This window comes from Desulfitispora alkaliphila, assembly GCF_050433185.1.
In the GTDB taxonomy this organism is placed as follows: Bacteria; Bacillota; Desulfitisporia; order Desulfitisporales; family Desulfitisporaceae; genus Desulfitispora; species Desulfitispora alkaliphila.
Genome location: NZ_JBNPXS010000034.1, coordinates 1 through 24,502, shown reverse-complemented (window position 1 = coordinate 24,502; position 24,502 = coordinate 1). Strand labels below are relative to the sequence as shown.

28 protein-coding genes and 1 pseudogene are annotated in these 24,502 nt (G+C 36.6%); 12 read left to right on the top strand and 17 right to left on the bottom strand.

The window, feature by feature from the left end:
• Positions 1–24: 24 nt before the first annotated feature.
• The 9 genes from GGQ84_RS11785 to GGQ84_RS11745 all read right to left on the bottom strand — a co-directional run bounded on the left by GGQ84_RS11785 (position 25) and on the right by GGQ84_RS11745 (position 8,052).
• Positions 25–666, bottom strand: coding sequence for a gluconate 2-dehydrogenase subunit 3 family protein (locus tag GGQ84_RS11785; protein ID WP_429162880.1), 642 nt, complete (start codon positions 664–666; stop codon positions 25–27).
• A complete protein-coding gene (locus tag GGQ84_RS11780; protein WP_429162878.1) occupies positions 666–1,055 on the bottom strand; it encodes a hypothetical protein in 390 nt (129 codons plus the stop codon). The genes GGQ84_RS11785 and GGQ84_RS11780 overlap by 1 nt, the downstream gene beginning before the upstream one ends.
• Before the next feature lie 138 nt (positions 1,056–1,193).
• Positions 1,194–2,012: a twin-arginine translocase subunit TatC gene (gene tatC, locus GGQ84_RS11775; protein WP_429162877.1), complete on the bottom strand. Its 819-nt coding sequence runs from the start codon at positions 2,010–2,012 to the stop codon at positions 1,194–1,196.
• A 21-nt stretch (positions 2,013–2,033) separates the two neighbouring features.
• Positions 2,034–2,984, bottom strand: coding sequence for a 4Fe-4S binding protein (locus GGQ84_RS11770; RefSeq protein WP_429162875.1), 951 nt, complete (start codon positions 2,982–2,984; stop codon positions 2,034–2,036).
• Between the two features lie 16 nt (positions 2,985–3,000).
• The gene (locus GGQ84_RS11765) at positions 3,001–5,334 is read right to left on the bottom strand and encodes an FAD-dependent oxidoreductase (RefSeq protein WP_429162873.1); all 2,334 of its coding nucleotides are present in this window, start codon (positions 5,332–5,334) and stop codon (positions 3,001–3,003) included.
• Positions 5,335–6,057: a twin-arginine translocase subunit TatC gene (gene tatC / locus GGQ84_RS11760; RefSeq protein ID WP_429162871.1), complete on the bottom strand. Its 723-nt coding sequence runs from the start codon at positions 6,055–6,057 to the stop codon at positions 5,335–5,337.
• 10 nt (positions 6,058–6,067) lie between these two features.
• A complete protein-coding gene (locus GGQ84_RS11755; RefSeq protein ID WP_429162870.1) occupies positions 6,068–6,343 on the bottom strand; it encodes a putative Se/S carrier protein in 276 nt (91 codons plus the stop codon).
• Between the two features lie 2 nt (positions 6,344–6,345).
• A complete protein-coding gene (locus tag GGQ84_RS11750) occupies positions 6,346–7,503 on the bottom strand; it encodes an aminotransferase class V-fold PLP-dependent enzyme (protein ID WP_429162869.1) in 1,158 nt (385 codons plus the stop codon).
• Positions 7,504–7,506: 3 nt separating this feature from the next.
• Positions 7,507–8,052 (bottom strand): 4Fe-4S binding protein, encoded by a 546-nt coding sequence (locus tag GGQ84_RS11745; protein WP_429162867.1) that lies wholly within the window; start codon positions 8,050–8,052, stop codon positions 7,507–7,509.
• Between the two features lie 199 nt (positions 8,053–8,251).
• Here GGQ84_RS11745 and GGQ84_RS11740 point away from each other — a divergent pair, with 199 nt between their 5' ends.
• The 5 genes from GGQ84_RS11740 to GGQ84_RS11720 all read left to right on the top strand — a co-directional run bounded on the left by GGQ84_RS11740 (position 8,252) and on the right by GGQ84_RS11720 (position 12,131).
• Positions 8,252–8,458 carry a TatA/E family twin arginine-targeting protein translocase gene (locus GGQ84_RS11740; protein ID WP_429162865.1) on the top strand — a complete coding sequence of 69 codons (207 nt, stop codon included), beginning with the start codon at positions 8,252–8,254 and terminating at the stop codon, positions 8,456–8,458.
• 18 nt (positions 8,459–8,476) lie between these two features.
• Positions 8,477–9,202: a 4Fe-4S dicluster domain-containing protein gene (locus tag GGQ84_RS11735; protein WP_429162863.1), complete on the top strand. Its 726-nt coding sequence runs from the start codon at positions 8,477–8,479 to the stop codon at positions 9,200–9,202.
• A gap of 15 nt (positions 9,203–9,217) precedes the next feature.
• Positions 9,218–11,038: an aldehyde ferredoxin oxidoreductase family protein gene (locus tag GGQ84_RS11730; protein ID WP_429162861.1), complete on the top strand. Its 1,821-nt coding sequence runs from the start codon at positions 9,218–9,220 to the stop codon at positions 11,036–11,038.
• A gap of 71 nt (positions 11,039–11,109) precedes the next feature.
• On the top strand, positions 11,110–11,574 hold the full coding sequence (locus GGQ84_RS11725; protein WP_429162859.1) for a cytochrome C: 465 nt from the start codon (positions 11,110–11,112) through the stop codon (positions 11,572–11,574).
• Positions 11,571–12,131 (top strand): YeeE/YedE thiosulfate transporter family protein, encoded by a 561-nt coding sequence (locus GGQ84_RS11720; protein WP_429162857.1) that lies wholly within the window; start codon positions 11,571–11,573, stop codon positions 12,129–12,131. Before GGQ84_RS11725 ends, GGQ84_RS11720 begins: the two co-directional genes overlap by 4 nt.
• An 85-nt stretch (positions 12,132–12,216) precedes the next feature.
• On the opposite strand, the gene GGQ84_RS11715 is transcribed toward GGQ84_RS11720, so the two are convergent.
• Positions 12,217–12,912, bottom strand: coding sequence for a sulfite reductase subunit beta (hemoprotein) (locus tag GGQ84_RS11715; RefSeq protein ID WP_429162855.1), 696 nt, complete (start codon positions 12,910–12,912; stop codon positions 12,217–12,219).
• A gap of 183 nt (positions 12,913–13,095) precedes the next feature.
• Here GGQ84_RS11715 and GGQ84_RS11710 point away from each other — a divergent pair, with 183 nt between their 5' ends.
• Both GGQ84_RS11710 and GGQ84_RS11705 read left to right on the top strand, forming a co-directional pair.
• Positions 13,096–13,518 carry a 4Fe-4S dicluster domain-containing protein gene (locus tag GGQ84_RS11710; RefSeq protein WP_429162853.1) on the top strand — a complete coding sequence of 141 codons (423 nt, stop codon included), beginning with the start codon at positions 13,096–13,098 and terminating at the stop codon, positions 13,516–13,518.
• Complete coding sequence (locus GGQ84_RS11705) at positions 13,502–15,241, top strand: aldehyde ferredoxin oxidoreductase family protein (protein ID WP_429162851.1); 1,740 nt, start codon at positions 13,502–13,504, stop codon at positions 15,239–15,241. Before GGQ84_RS11710 ends, GGQ84_RS11705 begins: the two co-directional genes overlap by 17 nt.
• Before the next feature lie 595 nt (positions 15,242–15,836).
• On the opposite strand, the pseudogene GGQ84_RS11700 reads toward GGQ84_RS11705, so the two are convergent.
• Together GGQ84_RS11700 and GGQ84_RS11695 are read right to left on the bottom strand one after the other, a co-directional pair.
• Positions 15,837–15,998 (bottom strand): annotated as a pseudogene (locus GGQ84_RS11700) (DDE-type integrase/transposase/recombinase); the annotation flags it as partial.
• Positions 15,952–16,149, bottom strand: a complete 198-nt coding sequence (locus GGQ84_RS11695) for a hypothetical protein (protein WP_429162850.1) — start codon at positions 16,147–16,149, stop codon at positions 15,952–15,954. The pseudogene GGQ84_RS11700 and the gene GGQ84_RS11695, both read right to left, overlap by 47 nt.
• A gap of 150 nt (positions 16,150–16,299) precedes the next feature.
• On the opposite strand from GGQ84_RS11695, the gene GGQ84_RS11690 reads away from it, so the two are divergent.
• Genes GGQ84_RS11690 through GGQ84_RS11675 form a run of 4 tightly spaced genes read left to right on the top strand, consistent with a single transcriptional unit; the run spans position 16,300 to position 20,403 of the window.
• Entirely contained in the window at positions 16,300–17,889 is a 1,590-nt protein-coding gene (locus GGQ84_RS11690) for a spore germination protein (RefSeq protein WP_429162848.1), read from the top strand.
• Positions 17,890–17,913: 24 nt separating this feature from the next.
• Positions 17,914–19,128 (top strand): Ger(x)C family spore germination protein, encoded by a 1,215-nt coding sequence (locus GGQ84_RS11685; RefSeq protein WP_429162846.1) that lies wholly within the window; start codon positions 17,914–17,916, stop codon positions 19,126–19,128.
• Between the two features lie 16 nt (positions 19,129–19,144).
• Entirely contained in the window at positions 19,145–19,297 is a 153-nt protein-coding gene (locus GGQ84_RS11680) for a hypothetical protein (protein WP_429162844.1), read from the top strand.
• A gap of 23 nt (positions 19,298–19,320) precedes the next feature.
• A complete protein-coding gene (locus tag GGQ84_RS11675) occupies positions 19,321–20,403 on the top strand; it encodes a GerAB/ArcD/ProY family transporter (protein WP_429162842.1) in 1,083 nt (360 codons plus the stop codon).
• Positions 20,404–20,699: 296 nt separating this feature from the next.
• Here the strand turns inward: GGQ84_RS11675 and GGQ84_RS11670 are convergent, their stop codons facing one another.
• From GGQ84_RS11670 to GGQ84_RS11655, 4 genes are all read right to left on the bottom strand, one after another.
• Positions 20,700–20,984, bottom strand: coding sequence for a TIGR04540 family protein (locus GGQ84_RS11670; RefSeq protein ID WP_429162840.1), 285 nt, complete (start codon positions 20,982–20,984; stop codon positions 20,700–20,702).
• 14 nt (positions 20,985–20,998) lie between these two features.
• Positions 20,999–21,802, bottom strand: a complete 804-nt coding sequence (locus GGQ84_RS11665) for an ExeA family protein (protein WP_429162838.1) — start codon at positions 21,800–21,802, stop codon at positions 20,999–21,001.
• On the bottom strand, positions 21,803–23,155 hold the full coding sequence (locus GGQ84_RS11660) for a DDE-type integrase/transposase/recombinase (protein ID WP_429162836.1): 1,353 nt from the start codon (positions 23,153–23,155) through the stop codon (positions 21,803–21,805).
• A gap of 148 nt (positions 23,156–23,303) precedes the next feature.
• A complete protein-coding gene (locus GGQ84_RS11655) occupies positions 23,304–23,630 on the bottom strand; it encodes a hypothetical protein (RefSeq protein WP_429162835.1) in 327 nt (108 codons plus the stop codon).
• Positions 23,631–23,690: 60 nt separating this feature from the next.
• Between GGQ84_RS11655 and GGQ84_RS11650 the strand changes: the two genes are divergently transcribed.
• Complete coding sequence (locus GGQ84_RS11650; RefSeq protein ID WP_429162833.1) at positions 23,691–23,879, top strand: hypothetical protein; 189 nt, start codon at positions 23,691–23,693, stop codon at positions 23,877–23,879.
• Positions 23,880–24,193: 314 nt separating this feature from the next.
• Here GGQ84_RS11650 and GGQ84_RS11645 read toward each other — a convergent pair whose 3' ends face one another.
• Entirely contained in the window at positions 24,194–24,433 is a 240-nt protein-coding gene (locus GGQ84_RS11645; protein ID WP_429162831.1) for a hypothetical protein, read from the bottom strand.
• Positions 24,434–24,502: the final 69 nt, after the last annotated feature.

Sequence of the window (24,502 nt, the reverse complement as noted above, 5' to 3'; positions counted from 1 at the left end):
TCACAGTTGTGCTTTATTGGATCTCTATTTTCCATCTTTTCTTGCCTCCTTATGGAAGCCCTGACTTTTTGGTTCTCCCATTTTTGGCTCCCAAGGGTCTGCCCAACCTAGTTCTAGCCTATAGTAACCTCTAGGATAAGCTGGACCCCCATAACCTATTTCTGACCAAATTATAGGATGGGAGTAGTAAGCTCCAACAATTAGTTCCTGTAATTTTTTAAATAAGTCTTTCTGAGGCACTGTTTTCCACTCAGGCATATTGAACACTTTTCCCAATTGCAAAGAAGCCAATATTTGAAATTGTTCTTTTACATCTATATTAATAAAACTTTTTCCATTTTTTATTTGTGTTACTTTGTTAATAGCTTGTAAACCTAATCTTATTAAGTTCTTTTCAGCAGGCATATTGGGCTTTCTGTGACTTTCACCAATCTCACTATGTAGTCTCTGATCAATAAAGTAAAGAACCCAGTCAAATATATCATCCCGGTTATCATAAACCATATGGCTACATATAACCCTTAACAATTTTTCTTCATCCTCTGATAAAAAATTCTTTGCTGGAAAAGGACCTAATCTTTTAAGAACTACCTCCCTGGTATTATCATCCCATTCCTCTTTCAAAGACAGAACATCAAAGTCTGGGTAGTGAGTTTTTTTCTCCATTATGGAAGCCCCCCTTGGAGTATTCTCAATAGATCTAGTGTGGCAACAGTGGTAACTATTAAAGGGAGAATTACAGGAGGGCCTACCAAATGGTTGTTTATGTTTTGACCACCTACCCGATTACCAACTCCAACCAAATGGAGATACGCACCCCATAAGTGAGTAGCTATAACAACTATCAATACTACTAATAGTGACGATACCAACAAATCAGTCCCAATAAATTCAGCAAACCAGAGATTTACAGTTAAGATATAAAGGCTTATCACTGGTACCCATAGACTCCAATGATAAAAATTTTGTCTATAATGAAAGAGATGAGTAGCAAGCGCCCAAAATAGAAATTTTAACCCATGTAATGATTTCTCTATAACCTCAATTAATTCCACTATATCCCTCCTCATCATTAAAACCACTGTAATTTTTTAATATCAAACTATCTCTTAGCTTACCACCAGTATCAAGCTTTATACAGGCAAAAGTTAAAATCACCCGCAGGTTTTTTGGGTGATTTTAACTTCACTTTTTCAATTCTTATTATTCTTTTTTACCCCAGTAAACTCATCCATTAAATCATCAACTATTTCTTTATCATATCCCTTGTCATACTTATTCTCATCTAGATCTTCAGAAACTTTTTTTCTTTTCTTTTCTCTTGCTGAGGCTATAAATACACTGATTTCATATAATATCACCAAAGGAATTGCTAGTAAAAACTGTGATATTATATCTGGTGGTGAAATAAGTCCACCAATCACGAACATTAACAAGAAAATATATTTTCGCTTCTCTTTTAATGTAGTGCTCGTTAATAGTCCTGCTTTGCTTAACACATTAATAAAAACTGGCATCTGAAATGTAATTCCGAAGGCAAAAGTTAAAATAGAAGCAAATGAAACATATCGACCTGCTGAAAGCATTGGTTGAAGGTCCTCAGTACCAAAGCCTAGCAAAAATTGTATGCTTATAGGAAGAGTTAACACTATTGCAAAAAATCCCCCTACTAAAAACAAAATATAGCATATTACAGTTAGTACAATTGGAGATGTAAACTGTGCATTAACAAATCTCTTTTTTAAAAAATTTAATATTGTGAAAGTAACAAAAGGTACTGATAAAATTCCACCAACAATTAAAGAAATCTTTAAAGTTGTTATAAATCCTTCAGTAGGGCTGATAAAAATTATTATATCTACTCCCCTAAACAGAAAATGCATAATAGTTGGGGAGTAATAGTAACCGCCAATTGTACCAATAATAAAAATCATTATTATTAGAAAAAAACTTTTTCTAATATCTTGAAGCAATTCTGTAATGAAATTTACATGATTCGAAGTAGACGACATTCAGGTACCTCCTATCTACTATTATGCAGGCACAGACTTATCTGATGGTGTGGCAATATTGTTATTCCCACAATTTAATACCGGACAAGCAGATACGCATTCATAACATCTAGTGCACTCCCCTTTAGCAACAGCGTAATTATTCCTTACTGAAGATAATTTGTTTTTCACTTCATCTGATAAGGCTTCATAAGGTACGGGACGATCTAAAATATCAGGTGTCCCATTAGCCATCAACTCTTCTAAAACTAAGGCATCCTTTTTCAAAGCATTGCGCGTAGAGCTAAGGGGATTAACATCCATGCTACACACTTCGTTACACCGCCCACAGTTTATACATGTATCTGCAGGCAATTTGATTTTCAAAAAACTAACTCTGTCAGTTAACGCAACAAGAGCACCTACAGGACAGAGGTACCTACACCAAAAGCGCTTTTTAAAAACCTCCAATCCTGCAATAAGGGGTATAATTGCTGTTTCTAAGCCAAATCTAGCTTGTTGAATGCCAGCTGCGCGACATGTTCCACCAATTGGGCATACTGTACAAAACACTGGAGATTTTACAATTCCTGCTGCAATCATAATACCAGCAAGAACCCCATATTTATTTTGCCTTCTTTCAAAAATGTTCTTAGTATTTAATTGATTTACATGCGCAACTCTCTTTTTCTTTTGCACCTTTTTTAGAAGCCCTTGGAAAAAATCTAGCAATGAACCAAAAGGACATACCCAACTACAAAAAACTCTACCTAAAATTATAGTTAAGACAATTAAAGACAAACCTGAAATAATAACACTCCAAATTAGCGTTTGTGAGCCAATAGTGATTTGTAACATACCTACAGTGCATGTGAAAACCTGTTTGTCACCAAGTGTAAAAGCACAAATAGTTCCAACTACAAAAAGCACTAAAAAGATAAAGAAAAATATCTGACTAAGCATTCGTATATAAACGATTTTCTTAGGATGCATTACAAGCCCCCCTTTTTTATAAGCCTGTTTTAGCTGAACAAATACACCTTTTCATTTCTGCATCTGCTTCGTCTTTGTTATAGGGCTTTTCAACCTCTATAAAGCTTTTAACCCGCTTTTCAACTTCAACTTGTTTGGGTAGATTTAAAAGTGACTTTTCACAACTGTATGGACCTACATAGTTACTTAATAGCATTCGGTTACTAGGCAATTCAATTTTTTCTAAACCGAGATATTGGTGAATAGCTTCTGCAGCTCTTCCACCGTGACCTATTGCCTCTACAGCTGTAGCAGGACCTGACACACAATCCCCACCTGCAAAAACTCCCTCTACAGAAGTAACAAAGGTTTTAGGGTCTACAATAATGTTATCCCACTTTGTTTCAATTCCTGATCCTGTTAAATCATCAGTATTCATGTTCTGTCCTACAGCGATAATCAAATTGTCTACTTCTAATTCTATAAATTCCTCTGTCTTAGTCGGCTTTTTCCTCCCAGAAGCGTCATATTTCCCAGGTTTCATTTTTTGGAGCACAACTTTTTCTATTTTCTCATTTCCCATTACTTCAACAGGATTTGTCATGGGTAGTATTTCAATCTTCTCTGCTTGCGCAGCCTCAATTTCTTCTAAAGCAGCGGGCATATCATCTAAACTTCTTCGGTAAACAATCTTGATATCTTCTGCACCTTGGCGCAATGCGCAACGGGCCGCGTCTATTGCAACATTTCCACCTCCAACAACTATTACTTTTTTCCCAAGATTAACTTCTTGATCTTGGTTTAATTTCGCTAAAAATTCAATACCGGACATTACTCCAGGCAAATCTTCACCTCTAAGCCCCATGGTTTTACTTGCGTGAGCTCCAATAGCTAAATATACAGCAGCGTATTTATGTGATAATTCTTGTAATGTAATATCCTTACCTAGTTCTTTACCATAAACGACTTCTACACCTAATGATAAAATATGGTTTATTTCACCTTCTAAAATATTCACAGGAAGCCTATAATCAGGAATTCCTACTCGCATCATTCCGCCAGCTACCTTTAATTTCTCATAGACAGTAACCTTATGTCCGTATCTGGCCAAAAAATACGCAGCTGTTAATCCCGCTGGCCCAGCTCCAACTACAGCAATATTTTTATTAGTACTAGAACTTGGAACTAAATTGGCATTCTTTAACACGTCAGATATTTTAATGTTCTCTGCAAGCAGCTTATCTCCAGCGTAGCGATGTAGTGCCCTTGAATTTATAGGTTGATCTATTGTTTGCCGCTGACAATATTTTTGACATGGGGGTTCTTCGCAAATGCGCCCACAACTCAAAAAGAAGGGGTTGGTTTCTCGGCCAAGTGCAACAGCTTCATGGTAGAGCCCCTTCTGCATTAGCCCTATTGTTCCCGGCAAATCCACGTTAGCAGGACATGCATTGGAGCAAGAAGATAAAAACAAATCTTCGCATACTGAAGCCTGGCAGTATTTCTCTTCAATATGCTCTTGGAACTCTTGGGAAAAATTATTAAGTGCAGAACTCAAAGGTAAAAGAGATTGTCTACCTTGATAGCACTTAGCATCATTATATTTTTCCTTGCTTAAACTTTTTAAAATTTCCGTGTCGTCCTTATTCCCTTGCCCCTTAACTATCCGCTCTAAAGTCTCACAACATTGTTTTAAATGTGTTTTGCAGAAGTTACACCCAGAGCAAGAGGAAAGCTTTTGATAGTTATACAAAGTAAAAATACTAGTTAAATTAACAATACAGCTAGTATTGTTAATAACCATAAATGTATTTGATAAATAAACGTTATCTGATAAATCCAAGTCTTTTCTGCTAATTTCATTATTGATAAGTTTTTTATTTAAGATTAACCCCAAGGCCCCACCCCATACGATTGCTTTAAATTCATTGTGAGGCTTACTTAAACCACCACCATAATCGTATATTAACTCTAAAATCGGTGTTTTTTTATCTGTCTCATATAATCCTGGTTTGTTTATAGCACCATTAATATAAAAGGGTACTTTATCAAAAGCCTTATTATAAATTGTAGTTAAATCAATTATTAATGATTTTTTAGTTTTACTAGCTAATGCGTTAAAGCTGTTTGGCTTCTCAACAACTTCCAAAGTTAATTTTTTAGAAATATTATCTCTTAGTTTTTTTTGATTTTCTTCATTTGTTAATAAAATAGCTTTCTCTACCCCTAAACTATCTACTAAACTTTCAACTGTAGGAATCACTGCTGCAAAATTTTCTAAATGATAATTTAATAGTCCTAAGCTAGAGACATCTGAAGACAGGGTATTTATAACTAACTCACGACAATCATCTGTAACATTTAATGACATTTAGTTCACCTCCGTGGTAAGAGATTTTTTTGAAATAAATTTCAAAACTAAAATTGTTATCTCATAAAGCAAATATAATGGCACAAACAGTATTAATTGTGATAAAAGTTCGGTACCGGGTGCCAACATAATACTTAAGCTAAAGATAGCTAATAACACATACTTTCGATTTTTTTTTAAAAACAAGTGATCAATTATACCTAAAAATGCTAGCGCAAGTAAAATAATAGGAAGCTGAAAACTCAACCCAAATACTAATATGAAGGTAATAAAAAATGAATAATAATACTGAATAGAAATATACGGTTGCATTATTTCAGGTGAGAACTCAAATAAAAATTTTAAAGCAATAGGCATAGCAGCTAAAGTTGCTATTACAGCTCCAAAAATAAAAAGCAAAACAGATGTAATAGAAAGAATAGATATAATTTTTTTTTCTTTTTTAGTTAGTCCAGGAGCAACAAACCAAGCAAATGATGAAATTATAACTGGAAATGCCAGTACAAATCCAACAAGGACAGCAACTTTAAGGTTAACTAAAAATGCTTCAACAGGATTAAAAAATGCCATTTGTTGAACAGGTAAAGGCTTCTTTAGAAATTCTAAAATTAATGGTGCATATGTAAAACCTATAATACAGCCTATAACGAGAGCAACAATAGATATAACAATGCTTTTTCTTAAGTCCTGCAAATGTTCAACAAGGCTTATTTTTTTATCCAAGTATTTCACCTCACTTGCCTAAAAATTTATCTAGTAGTGATTTTTTTTCCTTTGGTTTTTGGTAGAGATGTAATGCCTCGTATGTAACATTTTTGTCTATTAAACTCTGTTCAATTAGATCTTTTTCTTCATAATTGAATTGTAGTGCCACACCACAGTTTGGACTTATGTCTTTAGGTCCCGGTATGCTTTTAACGTCAAATCCTTTTGTTTTTAAAACTTTTTCAGCTTGAACAGCATGATAAGATGAGTAAAAGGTAACTACTCCAACTTGGTTACTATTCATTCTTAATCACCTGCAATATTCTTTTCTATAATTTCTTCCAATGCGTCAATAGTCTTTTTAACCTCTTTTTCTGTGTTAAAATATCCCAACCCAAATCTTATTGTTCCTCCCTGACTAAAGGTACCTATAGTTTTATGAGCTGTTGGTGCACAATGCAATCCTGTCCGAGTCATTATATTAAAAAACCGGTCTAAAATAGTCCCTACTTCTGAGCATACAACTCCTTTAAGATTTACGCTTATTACACCCGTTTTCTCAATTGCTTCTCTAGGACCGTAAAGCTCTAATTCTGGATACTTTAATATCTCATCAATGAAGTATTGAGTTATTTGCTGATCATAGCTTTCAATTTTAGAAATCCCTGTGTTTAAAATGAATTTAACCCCAGCACTTAACCCAGCTATACCAATGGTGTTTAGTGTTCCGCTTTCTAATTTATCTGGCATATGTATAGGCTGTGTTTCAGTTTCTGAGTTACTACCGGTTCCACCATACAAAAGAGGCGGTAAATCTATGTTAGAGTTTAAGCATAACCCTCCTGTGCCCTGAGGTCCTAAAAGCCCTTTATGTCCAGTAAATGCTACTATGTCTATATTCATCTTAGCTAAATCTATATTTATACTTCCGGCTGTCTGAGCACAGTCAACTACAAAAATGCACTTATGTTCTTTTGCTATTTTTCCTATTTTATCTACTGGTTGAACTGTACCTACAATATTTGATGCATGATTAACAACAATCATTTTGGTATGGGCTTTGATACTTTTTTTTAAATCATCAAGACTTACTCGTCCTTCTCCATCACACTGAACTACAGTTACCTCAATACCTTTGCGTTCCAAATACCGTAAAGGTCTCATTACAGAGTTATGCTCCATACTGGTAGTTATAATATGATCTCCTGGCTTAAGTAATGTGAGCAGAACAAAGTTTAAGCCCTCTGTTGCATTCTTAGTAAACACTATTCGCTGAGGATCTGGAGCATTAAATAGTTCTGCTAATAATTCTCGGGCTTCAAAAACAATTTTTCCTGCTTCTACTGATAAAAAATGACCAGAGCGCCCAGGACTTCCGCCAACCTTATAAAAATAGTTTTGCATGGCGTTCATAACTTGAGGTGGTTTAGGCCATGAGGTTGCTGCATTGTCCAAATAGATCATCTATTACACCTCTCCTCTATATCGTTCTTCGCAAGGGATTACTTCTATTGCCCCTTTTATAGGGCAAACCTCCACACAAGCATAGCATCCATTGCATTTATCAATATCAATATCTACAGAAGCCTCACCATCAATAGCAGTAATAGCATTAAATTTGCAAACATGTATGCAAACGTTACAACCAGTACATGGTTCGTACACAACTGCGGTACCCATTTTAGCACTATCTTCTGTGGTAGAGCTATCCAATGCTCCTGTGGGACAGGTTTTAATGCAATCTAAACAAACTGTACACGTTTTATAAATCACAGGTGTTCCAGAATGTATGATGCCTTCGTTAATATGAGCTGCTCTTAGCGAACCTTCCGGACATATATCAATGCATTGATGACAGAGAATACACTTAGATAAAAATTCTCTCTCATTAATTGCTCCAGGTGGACGAATTAGTTTTTTGGAAGGTGGTACAAAACCTACTGTAGTAAAGAGGGCTGACGTTCCTATAGTAAAACCTAGCACCCCTAAAAACTGTCTCCTCGATGAATTCATTACAGAAACCTCCTTCCACATGTATATTTTAGTAAAGACATGCGTATATTTTCACAAATGTACTTTTTATTAAACCGTTAATTTATTTGAACTAGCTGTCTAATTTCAATTTATGATGCTGTCTTTCCAGTTATGAATATTTTAAAAAAAGTTCTAGAAAATCTTATGAAAAATAAATATTAATTAAGGAGTGATGTGTATGTTTGGTTTAGGTGTTCCAGAATTAATTGTTGTTTTAGTACTAGCTCTAATAATATTCGGACCTACGAAGTTGCCCGAAGTTGGTTCTGCTTTAGGCAAAACTATTCGCGAATTTAAAAAAAGCACAAACGAAATAGAGAAAGAGGTGGTGAAGCCTATAGACGATTTGAAGTCTGAAGCAAATTCAATTGACAAAGAAAATTAATGTGGAGGGGGAGTTAATATGTCTAAAGACAAAAAGGACGAAAACATATCTAAGGATAAAGATCTAAGGTATATGTTTTTAACCAGGAGAACCTTTATGATTGGGACTGCTGCTGCAGGAAGTGCTCTTGCCTTATCTGGCTGTGGCGAAAACAAGACTAATGGAACGGGAACAACTAAGCCTTCAGGAGATCCTAAAAAAATTACTGAGCCAAGCTACATTTCTGTCGATTACGACAAGTGTGTTGGATGTAGAATATGTGAAGTAGAATGTGCGATGCATCATAATAATGGCGTTCCTGATTTGGATAAGTCCAGAATCAAAGTATACAAATACAATCCAATGGTTGATATTCCAGCTATATGTGCTGGATGTAATGACGCACCATGCCTCGAAGCCTGTCCTGACGAATTAAATGCTATGAAACGGGACGAAACAACGGGAGCAATATTGATAAATGAAGAAAACTGTGTTGAAAACTGTACGCTTTGTATAGATGCTTGCAAAGATAGGGCCAATGTACTACGTCGTAGCAAAGAAAATGATACAGCTGTAGGTTTATGTGGATTATGTGACGGAGAGTATCCTAAATGTGTTGAAGCTTGTCCAGAAGATTGCTTGTATGTAGTTCCCATATATTTGGACGGACAATACTGGGCGGCTGAACCAAAGGAAATAGCTAAAAGAGTTGTGAAAAGTATGTACCGAGGCAGTAAAGAAGCAGAAGAATTTTCAAAATCTTAAGGAGGTGTATAATATATGGCAAGTGGTTACTTTGAAAAAATGCTAGAGATTGATTTAAGTACAGGTGAATTTAACAATACTGACACACATATGCAATACGTTAAACAGTTCGTTGGTGGTAGAGGCTTAGGGGCAAAGTTATTGTGGGAACGATTAAAGGATAAACCTCCAGGCTTTGATGCACTAAACCCTGAAAATCCACTAATGTTCTTACTTGGCCCTAGTAATGGAGCACCTATCCCAGGCCCTTCAAGAATTACAGTCTGCGCAAAATCTCCTTATACTAAACCTTTAAACTCCCCTTATGAAAAAGCTTCCACTGTTGCATGGTCTTGTGCAGGAGGTTTATTTGCACCCGAGTTGAAAATGGCAGGCTATGATGGCGTTATTTTCACAGGTAAAGCTGATAAACCAGTTTATGTAGTTATAGATGACGACCACGTTGAAATTAAGGATGCCAGTCATCTTTGGGGTAAAGATTGTAATGAAACTGATAAAATACTTCGAGATGAATATGGACCAGAATTTAAACACATGTATATAGGACCTGCTGGGGAAAATGAAGTTTTATATGCTTCAATAATGACTGAAGTAAATAGAGCTGCCGGTCGTTCTGGTATGGGCTGTGTCATGGGTAGTAAGAATTTAAAAGCAGTTGTAGTTCGAGGAACTAAAGTTGTTCCTGTTAATGATTTTACAGATGTAAAAAATGCAAAAGATATGCTTTTTAATGAAATAAAAAATTGGAGCGGCTATGAACAATGGAGGCGTTGGGGAACCGCTGTAATGTTATCCGCATCTTCAGAAAGAGGCACACAAACTACTAAAAATGCCCATGAAGCTACTTACGAATACCATAATGAAGTGGGTAATGTGGTAGCAGATACCAAGTTTTGGACCAGACACTCTTCCTGTTATCTCTGCCCTATCCGCTGTATGAAGCATGGAGTTGTTCCCAGTGGGAAATATAAAGGCACAATTGCAGAGGGCCCTGAGTATGAGACAGGCACAATGCATGGCTCTAACTGCTATATAAGAGATTTTGGCGGTATGATGAAAAGCATTCAGACAGCTGACGAGATGGGATTAGATAGCATATCTGCTGGTAGTGTGGTAGGTTTTGCTATGGAGTGCTATGAAAATGGACTACTTACTAAAGAAGACTTAGGTGGCATTGAGCTTAACTGGGGAAATGCAGATGGCGCCATTGAACTTCAAAAGATGATAGCTCGCAAAGAAGGTATTGGAGCCCTTTTGGCCCAAGGAACATTAAGAGCTGCTAAGGAAATTGGAAATGGTGCAGAAGAATATGCAATGCAGATTAAAGGTCAAGAGATAGCTGCCTGGGGTATTAGAGTAAACCAAGGTTTTGCTATAGTTTATGGTACTTCAACTAGGGGTGCTTGCCATCAGGTTGGCCCTAATGTTTTAATACAACATGAAAGGTGTATGTGCGACATCTTAGTAATTTGTAGATTTGTATACTATGGCATCGGTTCTGATCCTTTACTTAAAGCGTTTAATGCTATTACAGGTTGGAATTATTCCCGCGAGGAATTCTTACAGGTTGCAGAGAGAACTTGGAACTTAGAAAAAGTATTTAATGCTAGGGAAGGGTTCAAGAGAGAAGATGATTATGTTCCTAATAGATATCATACACCTATTACTTATGGACCCCATGCAGGTGCAACTATAACACCGGAAGAGCAGGAAAAGCATTTAGATGACTATTACACTGACCGTGGATGGGATTTAGAGACTAGTTATCCAACCGAGGAAAAATTAAGGGAACTGGGATTAGATGATCTAATACCTGTCATCCAAGAACTGCGTTAAATATTATACTTGAGAAGGACTTTAAGATAAAATTGAAGTCCTTCTCTTTAATTAAATGAGGTGGTTAAAATATGCGTATAACTGCATTAATTACAGGTTGTATTGCAGCCTTTCTTGCTGTTTTTGCCCAGGGATTCCTTTCCCTAAATCCGCCCCCAGCTTACGGTATTTGTGTCATTTGCCATGGAAGGGATCTAATAAATTGGTTATCTAATTTTTTATTTTCAACAAATTTCCCTATAACCCAAGTTTCAAAAAATTTTCCTTTACTAACCGTAATAGGTGTGGTTATAGGTGCTTTTGTAGCTGCTTATACAAATAAAGAATTAAACTTTAAGTGGATAGAGAATAAGTTTACTTCATTTATCACAGGTATGTTAGTAATGATAAGTGGGCTGGTGGTTTTAGCTTGTCCTATGAGACTTTTATTGAGAACCGCCTACGGCGATTTTATTGCTTTAGCTGGTGTGATAGCTCTAGTAATAGGAGTAATTTTAGGGACATTTGCCTTGAAATGGAGGGCAGAAAAATCATGATAGCAGTAATAGTGAGTTTAGCAATTGGTGTTATAATTGGGTATATGGGGCAAAGATCCCGCATGTGTTTTATCGGCGGGATTAGAGACTACATATTAGTCAGAGATACTTTTTTACTCAAAGGTTTTATAGGTTTTTTAGTAACCGCAATTTTAATGTTTATGCTATTAAACCTCTTAGGAGCTAATTTTGACAATTACCCTTGGTATGAAAGAGAGATCCCTAGGGAATATATTTCTCTTGCAGATTATGCCAGAGAAACTGGAGAGACATATGCTGTATGCGATCTACCCTTAGAATCAATTTCAGGTCTGATAAAAGAGCCCCGAGGTGTAAAAATCGGGGACACTATAATAACTAATGTAGCCATTTTAACTATTATAGGTGGCTTATCAATAGGTTTTTTATCTACCCTAGCTAATGGATGTCCTTTTCGTCAGCACATTATGGCTTCATCGGGTAATAAAAGTGCCTGGGTATATTTGTTGGGTTTTTACTTTGGTATAATTGTATATCAATTTTTCATAGCAGATTTTATAAATAACCTTACAAAATAAAATAGTTGCCAGGAGGCAACTATTTTATAACCCTGATTAAACAAAGCTTCTTAAAATTAGAAGCAAAAAACCCTAGACTTATCGCCTAGGGAAGTAATGCTTTTTCAACTATATTAAATCCAATACGGTCTATTACGGTTGCAAACCGCTCACCCTCAAGAGCATTATCTTTGTAAAAATTAATTGCCTTTTCTAAAATAATTATTACTTCATCTTCCGTAAAAATTCCACTTAACTCCTTGCCGATACTACTCTGGTTTCGCCCCCCGCTTCCTCCGATTAAGACAGTAAACTTATCTTTTTTCTTTCCTTGAACACCAATACACGAAATCTGTGGGCTAGAACAGTTATTGAAACACCCAGCAAGTGTTATTCGTAATTTGGCAGGTAACTTTGTGTTATCAACATAAAACTTTTCATTTAATTTAATTGCTAGTTCATCTGTATCATACAAGGATAGTTTGCATACAGCTCCCTTGCAAGAGTGGATCGGCTTTAATTTTTTACCGGCTGAGCCAATAGTTAGCCCTACATCTGCTAACTCTTTAGTAAGCGTTTCTATATTTTCATAGGCCACCCCTGGAATTTCAACATTCAACCTTTGAGTTAAATAAAAGCTTCCTGCACCATATTTCTCACTTACTTCAGCTATTTTTTTTGCCTGGTCACATTTAAGCTTGCCCGCTGGAACTACTACCCTACATGAAAAGCTCTTATCTCCCTTATTAACAATATACCCTTGTCCCTTTAAAGCAGTTTTTTGTTCAACAGTTAAATCCATTTTTTCCTCTCCTCATAACAATATTTATCTTCATTGTACTAATTTATTATGATTAAATCAATCGCGATTTTTCTTCAATATTTTCATAATAAAAGCTTGTAATAATACAATATGTTTTCTTGTTAATATGTTATAATTTTATTAAGACACTTGAACTTAAAAGATTAAGGAAGGGGGAGAACCATGGCAAAAATTTTAAAAGTTTCAGACATGAATAAATGCATAGGATGCTATTCTTGCATGCTTGCCTGTGCCCGTACAGTAAAGCAAAGTTTTTCACCTAGCAAGGCAGCGTTACAAATAAAAACTGCCGGGGGATTTCAGTCAAGATTTATTGCTGAAATATGTAGGGGCTGTGATAACGCGCCTTGTGCCTTGGCCTGTAATTGTGGTGCTCTTGTATCTAGAAAGGGTGGCGGAGTTCGCTTTAATGCAAAAAAATGCGTTGGATGCAGAGATTGCGTAGATGCTTGTATCATAAGTGTGATTAATTTTGATGAAGAAAAAAATCTACCCTTAGTTTGTATTCAATGCGGAAGCTGTGTTAAATTCTGTCCCCATGAAGTATTGGCAATGGAGGTGAGAAACTATGAGGCAAACTATTAAAGTTTTGGATATCGACCTTACAAATGAAAAAATAGAGGTAATTAAAAGAACAGATTTAAACCGCTATTTAGGAGGGACAGCATTAGCTGTAAAGCTCTACTCGGAACAGCTAAATCATGAGCTCGATCCCCTAGACCCAGAACAACCTGTTATCTTGGCTAATGGTCCTTTAAACACTATTTTTCCTGTTGTTACTAAAGTGGTCGCCGTATTTCGCTCACCTTTAACAGGGGGATATGGAGAAAGTCACGCCGGGATGCGCTTGGGCTTGGCAATGCGTGGTGCAGGAATTAATGCTATTATCATCCGAGGAAAAGCAAAGAGACCAACTTACCTGGTAATCGGGCCCCGCGGAGTACAGTTTAAGGATGCTTCAGCTATTTGGGGATTAGATGCAGGCGAAACTGGTACTATTCTCAGGCGCCTAGTACCCGGTAGAGGCCATCGAAGCTGTATTAGAATTGGCCCCGCTGGAGAAAACCTAGTAACCTTTGCTAATGTGAATGTTGATACTTATCGTCATTTTGGTCGCTTGGGTATGGGAGCTGTTTTTGGCTCTAAAAACTTAAAGGCAGTAGTAATTTTTGGTGATAAAGGTGAAGAAATTCAAGATATTAAAGGGTATAGAAAGGTTTACGAACAAATTTACCAAAAAGTTGTCAATACGGAAATTATGGATAAGTATCATGGCTTAGGCACGGCAATTAATGTTTTACCTTTAAATGCCTTAAACGCTTTGCCCACAGAAAATATGCAAAAGGGAACCTTTGAAGCAGCTGAAAATATTAGTGGAGAATCTTTTGCTGAAAAAACTCTACTTCGACAAATAGCTTGTTCAGGATGTCCTATTGGCTGTATTCATTTAGGTCTTTTCAGGGAAGAGTTTGGTTCAAATTATGAGTATAAATTCAAAAGCCTTTCCTATGACTTTGAGTTAATCTTTGCCTTAGGCTCTTACTTGGGAATAACTGAAATTAATAAGGTTTACCAACTTATTGATTTAGTAGAAGAGCTGGGAATGGATGCTATTACTGCTGGGGTCGCTTTAGGATGGGTGACTGAAGCATTCAAAAAAGGCTTTATTACCGAAGATGATTTAAAGACTAGAGTAGCTTTCAATGATACTAAAGGGTATGTGAAAGTTCTTGAAAACATAGTGCACCAGCCTAATAGCTTTTATAAGCTGTTAGCTAAAGGAACAGAAGCTGTAGCCCAAAAATACGGAGGACTTGATTTTGCCATGACCATGGGCAAAAATGAAATGGCAGGCTACCACACTGGCCATGCTCATGTCTTCGGTCAATCTATTGGTGCCCGTCACTCCCATTTAGATAATGCCGGTTATTCTATTGATCAAAAAAATCTTGATCAAAATCCAGAAAAAATGGTTAAAGAACTTATGGCTGAAGAAAAGATTAGAAATGTGCTTACTTCCCTTTGTATCTGTCTTTTTGCTCGAGGTATATATGATATGGATACAGTAATAGAGGCTTTAGGCTCTGTTCAGATAGAAACCACGGAAAAAGAATTATTGAATTTAGGTGAAGAGATATATCTGCTCAAGCATAAAATCAGGACTAGATTAGGTTTTAGATTAGATGATCTTCGTTTCCCTAAGCGTTTCTTTGAAACTCCGTCTCTTGTAGGTCAACTTAAAGAGGAAACTATTGCAGAAATGTTGGAGATCTATAAAAAAGAACTTGATGTTCTTTCCAAGAAATAGAAATATTAAAGACACCACAAATATGGTGTCTTTAATTTGAAAAGAGACCTAGTGTCTCTTTTTCGCTTTCTTGTTAGAAATCCGATTAATTTATAACCATTTCACCATTATAGCAACAAGTAATTTATTTTAATAGCAGTATTTTTTGCGGGGACCTGAGGACGTTAAATACAGTAGTGTTTGTTAATACTACTATAGGAGGGGTTATCCCAAAAACTCCTTAAAAAACTTTACCACAAATAGTATAATAAATTTGAAATAAATTTTAAGGAGTGTCTATTTTGAGTAGATTATGTGTTTTAAATGAAAAAAAGACTTGTGATAATTGCTATGAATGCGATATGTGTGATCTTAACTCACAAAAAATTTGCGATAACTGTGCACAATGCATAGAAAAAGCTGATTATAATAGTATTGAAGTGGATGATATAATAGTAGATTAAGAGAACACTGAATAATACTGACAGGCAGGCAAAAAATAACCGAGCTGCAAGTCTCCTCAAGACTTGCAGCTAACTATTGGAGTGGTATAGCTCATCTGGACACGAATAATTGTCTTTTACGTGCTTTATCTTAGAATTACGCTGTATTAGTCGACTAATTCTTTCTTCAATGTAGTAAAAAATGATTCCATAGGGGCATTATCATAACAGTCTCCTTTAGCGCTCATACTCTGCCTTATACCATTTTCCTTTAATTTGTCCTGATAGTCATAGGCAGCGTATTGCGAGCCCCTGTCTGAGTGGAAAATTAGGCCTCAAGAGAACCACACTAAACTGTAATGGATCTGTTTCAATTAATCTCAATGTCCCTGATCCACTAGTTACACAAACAGTATCGTAACCCACTTCTATTAAATACCTTTTAATTATATCTAAATTTAATTTTTTATCATCTACCACTAACACTTATCTTTTCGTCATTTTCCCTTCTAGATTTCCAGATTCTTTTAAGCATATTTCGATATTTGCAAAACATACATAGTTTAAATCTTTTAGGGAAAAATTATTATGTATTGATATATCTGGTTAAATATTTAACAATTACTGGAGGCAAAAATGATTGGCAACCTATTTAGAAAGCTTAACTTTTTTAAATTACTTAATGATAACTCTGATGAGATTAATGCAGATCTACCCTCTCAGGTTGCTGAGCAGAAAAGAATTTCAAGAAATATCAATAATAACCTTGCAATGATAAAGACGATTTTTTCCGATAATTATGATGTGGTCATCAGGGATTTTGTTATTGGGGAGGATCAAAAGGTAAGTGCCTTTATTGTCTTTGTTGACGGCTTAGTTCAGGAAAACCTTATAAATGATAACATCCTTAATCCCTTGATGCTCCATACTAGGAAGATAAAACCTGAAACTTCATATAGCTTTGACTATATAAAAAAATCAGTACTTGCCTTTGCTGATATTAAGGAAGTAGATACCATGGAAGAGGTAGTAGATGGGATAGTCTCTGGCGAGACCGCCTTGTTCCTTTCTATAACTAATAAAGTGTTGCTTATTGATAACAAGGGTTTTGAAGCTCGAAGTGTTGATAAACCCGAATTAGAAACTGTTATCAGAGGCCCAAAAGAGAGCTTTACCGAAACACTTCAGGTCAATACTTCCCTCTTAAGAAGAAAAATAAAGAACTCAGATTTAAAGCTAGAACAACTAACCCTAGGACAGCGAACCAAAACTAAAGTTTGTATTGCTTACATGAAGGGGATTGCTAATGAAAAAGTGGTGGGCGAAGTCAAAGAAAGACTAGAGAGAATAGAGATAGATGCAATCTTGGAGTCTGGTTACATAGAAGAGTTTATTGAAGATGCCCCTTTCTCTCCATTCCCTACTATAGGAAATACAGAAAAACCTGATACCTTAGCCGCAAAAATCCTAGAAGGGAGAGTGGCCATCTTTGTGGATGGAACACCCACTGTTCTTTCTGTACCCAATATCTTTGTAGAGAGTTTGATGGCCAGCGAGGACTATTACTCAAGGCCTTACTTTACTAGCTTTATCAGGATAGTAAGACTGATGGCTCTACTAATAACTATTCTATTTCCAGGGATATATGTTGCCATAGTACCCTATCACCCTGAACTTTTGCCTACAGAATTAGCTATTTCATTAACTGTTGCCTCTGAGGGAATCCCTTTTCCTGTGTATGTAGAAATTATTGTGATGGGATTTGCCTTTGAGGTCCTTAGGGAGGCTGGGGTCCGAATGCCTAGGGCCGTTGGCCAAGCAGTTAGTATTGTAGGGGCCCTTATTCTAGGCGAGGCAGCCATTAGCGCGGGTATTGTAGGGGCTCCTGTGGTTATTGTAACTGCTCTGACAGCTATTGCAAGCTTTGTTATCCCAGCTCAGCTCGATTCTATTACTTTAATTAGGGTCTTATTTGTAGCAGTTGGTGCTGTTATGGGTTTACCAGGCTTGGTAATTGTATTTATAGGAGTAATCATTCACATGGCTTCCTTGCGCTCCTATGGGGTTCCTTATATATTTCCTATAGCGCCCTTCTTTATCGCAGAGTGGAAGGACTTATTCATTAGGGTTCCCTGGTGGATTATGACAAGTCGCCCCCATTTAATAGGGACAGAGCACCGCAAGCGGGAGAAGAGAGGGCAAAGACCAGATCCCTCAAAAGATTGAAGCTGACAAAGGGTGATTACTATCATGAACAAAAAAAAGCATATCATTTGCGTTCTGCTAATAACCTTTATATTTATAACTGGCTGCTGGAATAAAGTTGAACTCAGTGAACGGGCCTTAGTTATGGGAACTGGCATAGATAAAGGAGAAGACGGGACAGTAAAAGTAACTATTCAGGTACTACAACCTATAAAGAAAGGTATTCCTGCTGCCGGTATTGGAGGAGAGGCTACTGACAATGCAGTTTGGGTTACTACCAGCACTGGCGAAACACTCTTTGATGCAGTCCGCAATTTTGGAATGCAATCAGGCAGAAAGCTTTTTTTTCAATATAACGAAATAATAGTTATCGGAGAAGAGGTAGCACGAGAAGGAATATTACCCCTTCTGGATTTTTTCGCAAGAGACCATGAATTGAGACTTAATCAGCAGGTGTTGATAGCTGAGGGTGAGGCCGTAGATGTCTTAAACGCTACTCACCAACTAGAAATTGTACCTGCTAATGCAATACGCGACTTAGCCATGGGTAAAGATGCCATCGGTACAACAGTAAGTGTGACTCTTTTTGATTTGACAGGGATGTTAGCCAACAAAAGTACTTCCCCAGTTGCTACCAGGATTGAATTGTTTGAGAGCACTGAGAGTGAAGGGAACGAGGAAACTGAGCAAAATGGTGAAGGTGAACAAACAAACAAGAAGCTTCGTGTTACAGGAGCAGCCGTATTTCGAGAAGATAAGCTAGTTGGCTTTTTTGACAAGCCTGAGACTAGAGGACTTAACTGGATTTTAGGTGAGGTGGTACAAGGAATTATTGTGGCCAGTTCACCTCTTAATCCCCAGGAAAAAGTAAGCATAGAAATTATTCGAGCTGGCGGTACCATTACTCCAGAATTTAAAGACGGGGACTTTTCAATTACAGTTATGGTTGATATGGAGGGAACCCTAGGAGAACAGCAAAGCAGAGTAAACCTAACAGAAGAGCAAAGATGGACTTCTCTAGAGAAAAGAACTGAAGCAGTAATTGAAAATGAAATAAAAGCTGCTTTGGAAAAAGCTCAGAAGGAGTACAAAACTGATATATTTGGCTTCGGAGATGCAATATATCGCAATTACCCCACTCAGTGGAGAGAAATTGAAGATAATTGGGAAGAAGTATTCAGCCAGATGGATGTAAATATTGAGGTTAACGCCAAGCTTAGGCGAAGCGGGATCACTAGGACTCCTATAACACCTAATTAAAGGACGGTTATTGCACATGATTATGATAGTAGGAATTCTTGTAGTAGGTCTCTTGATTGCTTTACTAGAAGCACCAAGGTTATTTAAGAAAAAGCTATGGGGAGAACTGGCAGTATTTTCTGCACTTCTCATAAGTGGTTTAGCTCTAGCTTTATATTTGACAGTATAGTGTTGATTCTAGGAGTGACAAATATGTTTAATCAGGAACAACTTTCTGGCGGTCAAGCAACTATTTTTATTACTGCAGCCGCTATCGGCACAATATTCTTAGGAGTCCCCTCAATAGTTGTTGAAAGTGCAGGCAGGGACGGCTGGCTATCAATTCCCATAGGGTATACCATTGGCATTTTGATAGGATTATGCTTGGTGAGGCTCGGACAAAGATTTCCGAATAAAACTTTAGTCCAGTACTTACCGGATATACTTGGAACTGTACTAGGTAAAACCATAGGCTTAATCTACATAGTTTCTTTTTTCCTTTTATCCTCCTCACTTATTAGGGAATATAATGAAGTAATGTTGCTTTTAATGCCAGAAACCCCTCCCATTGCCTTTAATATCCTTTTAATATTTCTTGTTGCTTATGTGGTAAAGGCTGGTCTTGAAGTATTTGCGCGTGTGTGTCAGTTTTTTGTGCCTTATGTTGTTTTCGGTATATTGTTTGTTCTATTTAGCTCGCAAAGTTTCTTTGATGCTAATAATCTAAAACCCTTTTTAGAAAATGGCATCACTCCAGTCTTGAAGACTGTACCTATGCAAATAGCTTTTGCTGGAGAAGCAGTCCTCTTTATGGCACTATGGCTACCATGTCTAATTGAAATTCAAAAAGGTAATAGGGCTACCATCATAGGTATTTCAATAGCAGGGGTATTGTTAACTTTAGTTGTGATCGTTACGGTGGGTGTCCTTGGCCCTGAGAGGGTTTTGGATTCAACCTTTGCTCTTTTTTCATTATCCAGATTAATATTAGTTGGTGATTTTCTTAGAGGGTTCGAGGGTATTCTCACAATAATTTGGATTCCCGCAGCTTTTATGAAAGTTACTATCTTCTTTTATCCAGGAGTAGTGGGGCTTGCCCAGTGGTTTAACTTAAAGGAGTACAAGCCCTTAGTATTACCATTAGCTGTTATTGCAGTAGGCATGAGCATGGTCCCAGAAAATTTAGAGCAATTAAAACAATTTACGTTTATAAATGAGTTGTATTTTATATCTTCTTTAACTTTAATGATTCCACTACTGTGGATAATAGCTATCCTAAGGAGGCTGAAATCCTGAACTTAGCACTAAATTCCATATCTCTCTTCTATTGGAGAATCTTTTAAAATACCCTTCCTTTTTACAGAGTACGTACAATTAGATTAAAACCTGATTATCACTTGAGAGATTTGCAAATTAAAATAGGTAGAAATAACGATACTTAAGTCATTTTTTCAAATTAAGCCAGAAAAATAATTTGACATTTTCAATTTACAGTAGGATTATCAGTATTTCATCTTACAAATTATGGTTTGTATCCAATTTATTCGTATGATATTATCTAGGCAAATGTAAAAAGAGCAGGAAATCCTGCTCTAAGTAATGGTAATCTGGAAGCCTTTTAGGATTACTTCCACTAGACCGCATCGTTTCCTGCCGATGCGGTCTTTGACTGTAGGATTCAAATTACCATTTGGGGCAAAAAGCTTCTTGCCGTGATATGTAGCATAATAAACAATAAGCTCTCGGTATTCAATTTCATCCATCTGTTTTGCTATGTAAGCATCGCTGGCTAGAATGAGTTCTTTAGCTAGCAATTTGACGGTAGTCGGGTTTCTAAGGGGACTAGATTTGGTCTTTTCTGTCTGCTTTTGGACCATTTTTGTTCCACTCCTTAAATATCAAGGTCTCTTTGCCCTTGATAAACAGTTTCCTCATCAATACTTTCTTGGCGTTTTGAATAGGCATACATGAGGCTTGCTGTGGCTAGATTATTGACTAAACGAGGTATCCCTTTAGATACTGAATATATAGCCTCGGCTGCAGCTGGAGTGAAGATATTCTCTAAAGCACCAGCTACTTTAAGCCTAGTTGCTAGATAGTCTTCAATCTCGTCTTTTTTTAGGCCCTGCATTATGTGCTTTATGCTGATCCTTTGTTTAAGAGGAGAGTTGACAGATAAACCTAACTTGTTTCTAATCTGGGGCTGCCCTGCTAAAATGAGAACAAAAGGGTTTTCTGAATCCATTTTAAAGCTGAATAGAAGTCTGATATCTTCTAAAATCCCATTAGAGACTAGCTGAATTTCATCTAGCATAATCACAGGAGTGATTTTTTGGTCATCATAGTACAGTGAGCTGATAGCCTGCTGGATTTGATGAAACATGGTAACCTTTCTGTTGGCAGGAATTTCACCTAGAGCCATCAAAAGCCCTCGGTAAAAATCCATTACCGTGACGGTAGATAAAGTGAAATAGCAGGGCTTGTAGAGGCCTGGGTTTAATCCAGCAGTAACATTTCTCAAAGCAGTAGACTTACCTGTTCCAGGCTCTCCCATTAGCAGAAATATTCCTCGGGATGACTGGATGTATTTAAATCTTGATTTGAATTCTTTAATATCATTGCTCTCATAAGTATCACTAATGTCAAACTCTTTACCAAAAGGGTTGTACTTTAATCCAAAGAATTGAGTAAACATTTAGCTCTCCTCCTCCATTATTTGAGTAAAAGATATGGTCTGCTCTGTGGGTGTATCGTCTAAGGAAACCGTGGTAATGTCAAAATCCTTGTCAGCAGAATTAGAAGGAGGTCTACCCTTTCGTTTCATATGAGCATTATCGTGAAAATTAACCTGTTGTGCTTCACCCACTTTTTTATCATCAGAATATATATATACTGGCATAAAAGGTGTCTCAAGCCATGTGGGCTCATACCTTATCTCCATATTCATACCAGCAAATTTGGCTTTAGTTTCATAAAGGGTGTTGTCAATTGTAAATGTCCCATCATGACTGATCTTTCTTCTTTTTCTAAGCAAGAACTTTTCAGTAAGTTCTTTAGGATCACTACATATCTTAATTCTATCTACTTGGCTCATAAAAAAATCTAGGGGACTTAAGCCATTAAGGGAGCTATGGGGCTTTTTGAGATAATCCTCATCTAGCCATTTAAAAAATTGCTTGTTTAAGGCATCGATATCTTTTACGCTATCGAAATCTAATGTGCTTAAAAACCTTTTTCTTACTGTTAAGAAGAATCTCTCTATTTTACCGCGACCATTAGGCTCATGGGGCTTAGAGTGAATCAAGCTACACCCTAGACTAGCACAAACAAACTCAAACTGTTGGGATCGATAAATTTTCCCATTGTCAGTATAAACTAAAGTAGGAAAACCCCTTTTTAGCAAGGCTTGCTTAAAAGAATCTCTTAAAGACTCAAAGTTTTGAGAGAAATAAAATTGAGCATGAGTAACCAGTCTACTAGCATCATCTATGTAAGCAAAGAGATATGTTTGTCTTCTCTTCTTGCCATCTTTAATATATGGGCCATACATCACATCTGTCTGCCAAAGCTGATTGATATACTCATGGGAAAATCGCTTCATTTCCTTTTCTTCTTCACCTGAAGCTGAAGGGTTCTTTAAATGCTCTGCCTTTAGGTATCTGTATAAAGTAGTCAGAGATACCTTGCCAGGATCTATCACCCCATCCTTTATTAACATCTCATAGAGGACGGTTTTTGGGGCCTTTGGGTACATATTTTTTTTAGCAAGTATCTTTTCTCCAAGCTCTTCATCAATTCTACGGCTGCCTCCCTTATCACCCCGAGAATTAGGCTTTAATGCATCAATCCCACCGCGCATATAATCACAGTACCAGGATTCTAAAGTTTTAGGAGAATACTTTCTAGAGCCATAATAGGGCATATCTATGGGCTTTTCGGTAACTGTAGAGTAATATGCCTTATTGTTTGATACTTGACCATTTAAAACAGGGCTGATTAATGAAAATCTCTTTAAGGCTATGGAATTTCTAGTGTTTTCATCAAGCATTTGCGTGGCCTCCCTTTTAATTAAACTAGGAAGCCGTGACCGGTCAGGCTACAAGATAATATTACCAATTAATTTAGCCAAAGCCTAGGAAAATGAAGTGTTGGAAGAATTTTTTGCTGCTAAGTCTTAAAATCTGCTTTTTTTAATGCTATAATTGATTGCAAAGAGTAAAGAGCGTTTTATTGGTTATCTCATAAAATTTTTGTGAGAAGGAATCTACCCGGTCAAGGTTATCCATTATTACCAATAGCTCTCTTGCTCTTTCTTTTTTTTCTATAGAATTGCATGGTAACTTTAGCTCTGGACTCAATTGACGCAACCCATTTTGGATTAAGCTTAGATTTTGCATAAACCTTTTCTTGTAATGATAAACAAGCTGCCTTGGGATATTCAGCCCCTCATTTATACTATTTAGCGCATCTAAGCAATCCTTCAATGTCCCGCCGCTAGTGAACGCTTTTTTTGTGTAAAGCAAAATATCCTTCAAGCTATGAATAAACCTTGGTATACAGAAGCTAGGTAAGTAGGATAAAGTATGCCCACAGAGGGGGCAGATGTACCGCCTGATGAAGATTTTGTCTTTGTAAATACTAGTAACAGAATGCCTTTGATAGAAACCATGCTTCTTGAACTGTACAACTCTATTACAGCTACTGTTATGGCACCTTCTAACTGGTGGCACAGGAAAAGGGTACTCTTTCCCTTTTCTGATGTATTCCTCTAGACCGTCTACTACTGTAAATATTATCTGCATACAAGATCACTCTCCTATGCAAAATATTTTACAATAAATAATCCTACTGTAAAGTGAAAATGTTTTTGCACTTTGCAGTAGGATTACTTTATAATGCCACCTATTTTAATGTGAAAATATCAGGACAATATCCCTACATTAATTTGCTAAGCTACATCATCTATAGCAATCTTAAATCCAATTTCTTTTAAAGCATCTACTGTTCTACCGAAAGCATTAAAGCGACCGTTTAAGTTCTCTACCTCAATTATTTCAAAAACTATTTCTCCTGCAGGCTTTTGCTTTTATATCGCATCTATAGTCTCGTAATCAGTGATTAAGCTTTCTAATGTTTGAGGATAGGCATTTATGAAAATATTATCACTTCTAGTAAAGCAGCTAACCTGCTTGAGTATACACATTAAGTCAAACTCTGTTAGTTTACCAATATTTTTAGCACATAAAAACAAATCTTCGAGCGAATAATTACTTAATTCGCCACTTCCTCTAGTTAAAGCTTGGATTGTCAACAGTAAACTAGACAACTTTTTTAAGGTTATGTAATTTATATTCTCTAGGACTCAAATAATCCAAAGTTGAATGGATCCTAAAAT

What these genes read in the sequence shown, in the direction of transcription:
- GGQ84_RS11785 (WP_429162880.1), bottom strand. Translation starts at nt 666, where the DNA reads ATGGAGAAAAAAACTCACTACCCAGACTTTGATGTTCTGTCTTTGAAA.
- tatC (WP_429162877.1), bottom strand. Translation starts at nt 2,012, where the DNA reads ATGTCGTCTACTTCGAATCATGTAAATTTCATTACAGAATTGCTTCAA.
- GGQ84_RS11770 (WP_429162875.1), bottom strand. Translation starts at nt 2,984, where the DNA reads ATGCATCCTAAGAAAATCGTTTATATACGAATGCTTAGTCAGATATTT.
- GGQ84_RS11765 (WP_429162873.1), bottom strand. Translation starts at nt 5,334, where the DNA reads ATGTCATTAAATGTTACAGATGATTGTCGTGAGTTAGTTATAAATACC.
- GGQ84_RS11755 (WP_429162870.1), bottom strand. Translation starts at nt 6,343, where the DNA reads ATGAATAGTAACCAAGTTGGAGTAGTTACCTTTTACTCATCTTATCAT.
- GGQ84_RS11750 (WP_429162869.1), bottom strand. Translation starts at nt 7,503, where the DNA reads ATGATCTATTTGGACAATGCAGCAACCTCATGGCCTAAACCACCTCAA.
- GGQ84_RS11745 (WP_429162867.1), bottom strand. Translation starts at nt 8,052, where the DNA reads ATGAATTCATCGAGGAGACAGTTTTTAGGGGTGCTAGGTTTTACTATA.
- GGQ84_RS11740 (WP_429162865.1), top strand. Translation starts at nt 8,252, where the DNA reads ATGTTTGGTTTAGGTGTTCCAGAATTAATTGTTGTTTTAGTACTAGCT.
- GGQ84_RS11735 (WP_429162863.1), top strand. Translation starts at nt 8,477, where the DNA reads ATGTCTAAAGACAAAAAGGACGAAAACATATCTAAGGATAAAGATCTA.
- GGQ84_RS11730 (WP_429162861.1), top strand. Translation starts at nt 9,218, where the DNA reads ATGGCAAGTGGTTACTTTGAAAAAATGCTAGAGATTGATTTAAGTACA.
- GGQ84_RS11725 (WP_429162859.1), top strand. Translation starts at nt 11,110, where the DNA reads ATGCGTATAACTGCATTAATTACAGGTTGTATTGCAGCCTTTCTTGCT.
- GGQ84_RS11720 (WP_429162857.1), top strand. Translation starts at nt 11,571, where the DNA reads ATGATAGCAGTAATAGTGAGTTTAGCAATTGGTGTTATAATTGGGTAT.
- GGQ84_RS11715 (WP_429162855.1), bottom strand. Translation starts at nt 12,912, where the DNA reads ATGGATTTAACTGTTGAACAAAAAACTGCTTTAAAGGGACAAGGGTAT.
- GGQ84_RS11710 (WP_429162853.1), top strand. Translation starts at nt 13,096, where the DNA reads ATGGCAAAAATTTTAAAAGTTTCAGACATGAATAAATGCATAGGATGC.
- GGQ84_RS11705 (WP_429162851.1), top strand. Translation starts at nt 13,502, where the DNA reads ATGAGGCAAACTATTAAAGTTTTGGATATCGACCTTACAAATGAAAAA.
- GGQ84_RS11690 (WP_429162848.1), top strand. Translation starts at nt 16,300, where the DNA reads ATGATTGGCAACCTATTTAGAAAGCTTAACTTTTTTAAATTACTTAAT.
- GGQ84_RS11685 (WP_429162846.1), top strand. Translation starts at nt 17,914, where the DNA reads ATGAACAAAAAAAAGCATATCATTTGCGTTCTGCTAATAACCTTTATA.
- GGQ84_RS11680 (WP_429162844.1), top strand. Translation starts at nt 19,145, where the DNA reads ATGATTATGATAGTAGGAATTCTTGTAGTAGGTCTCTTGATTGCTTTA.
- GGQ84_RS11675 (WP_429162842.1), top strand. Translation starts at nt 19,321, where the DNA reads ATGTTTAATCAGGAACAACTTTCTGGCGGTCAAGCAACTATTTTTATT.
- GGQ84_RS11670 (WP_429162840.1), bottom strand. Translation starts at nt 20,984, where the DNA reads ATGGTCCAAAAGCAGACAGAAAAGACCAAATCTAGTCCCCTTAGAAAC.
- GGQ84_RS11665 (WP_429162838.1), bottom strand. Translation starts at nt 21,802, where the DNA reads ATGTTTACTCAATTCTTTGGATTAAAGTACAACCCTTTTGGTAAAGAG.
- GGQ84_RS11660 (WP_429162836.1), bottom strand. Translation starts at nt 23,155, where the DNA reads ATGCTTGATGAAAACACTAGAAATTCCATAGCCTTAAAGAGATTTTCA.
- GGQ84_RS11650 (WP_429162833.1), top strand. Translation starts at nt 23,691, where the DNA reads ATGCCCACAGAGGGGGCAGATGTACCGCCTGATGAAGATTTTGTCTTT.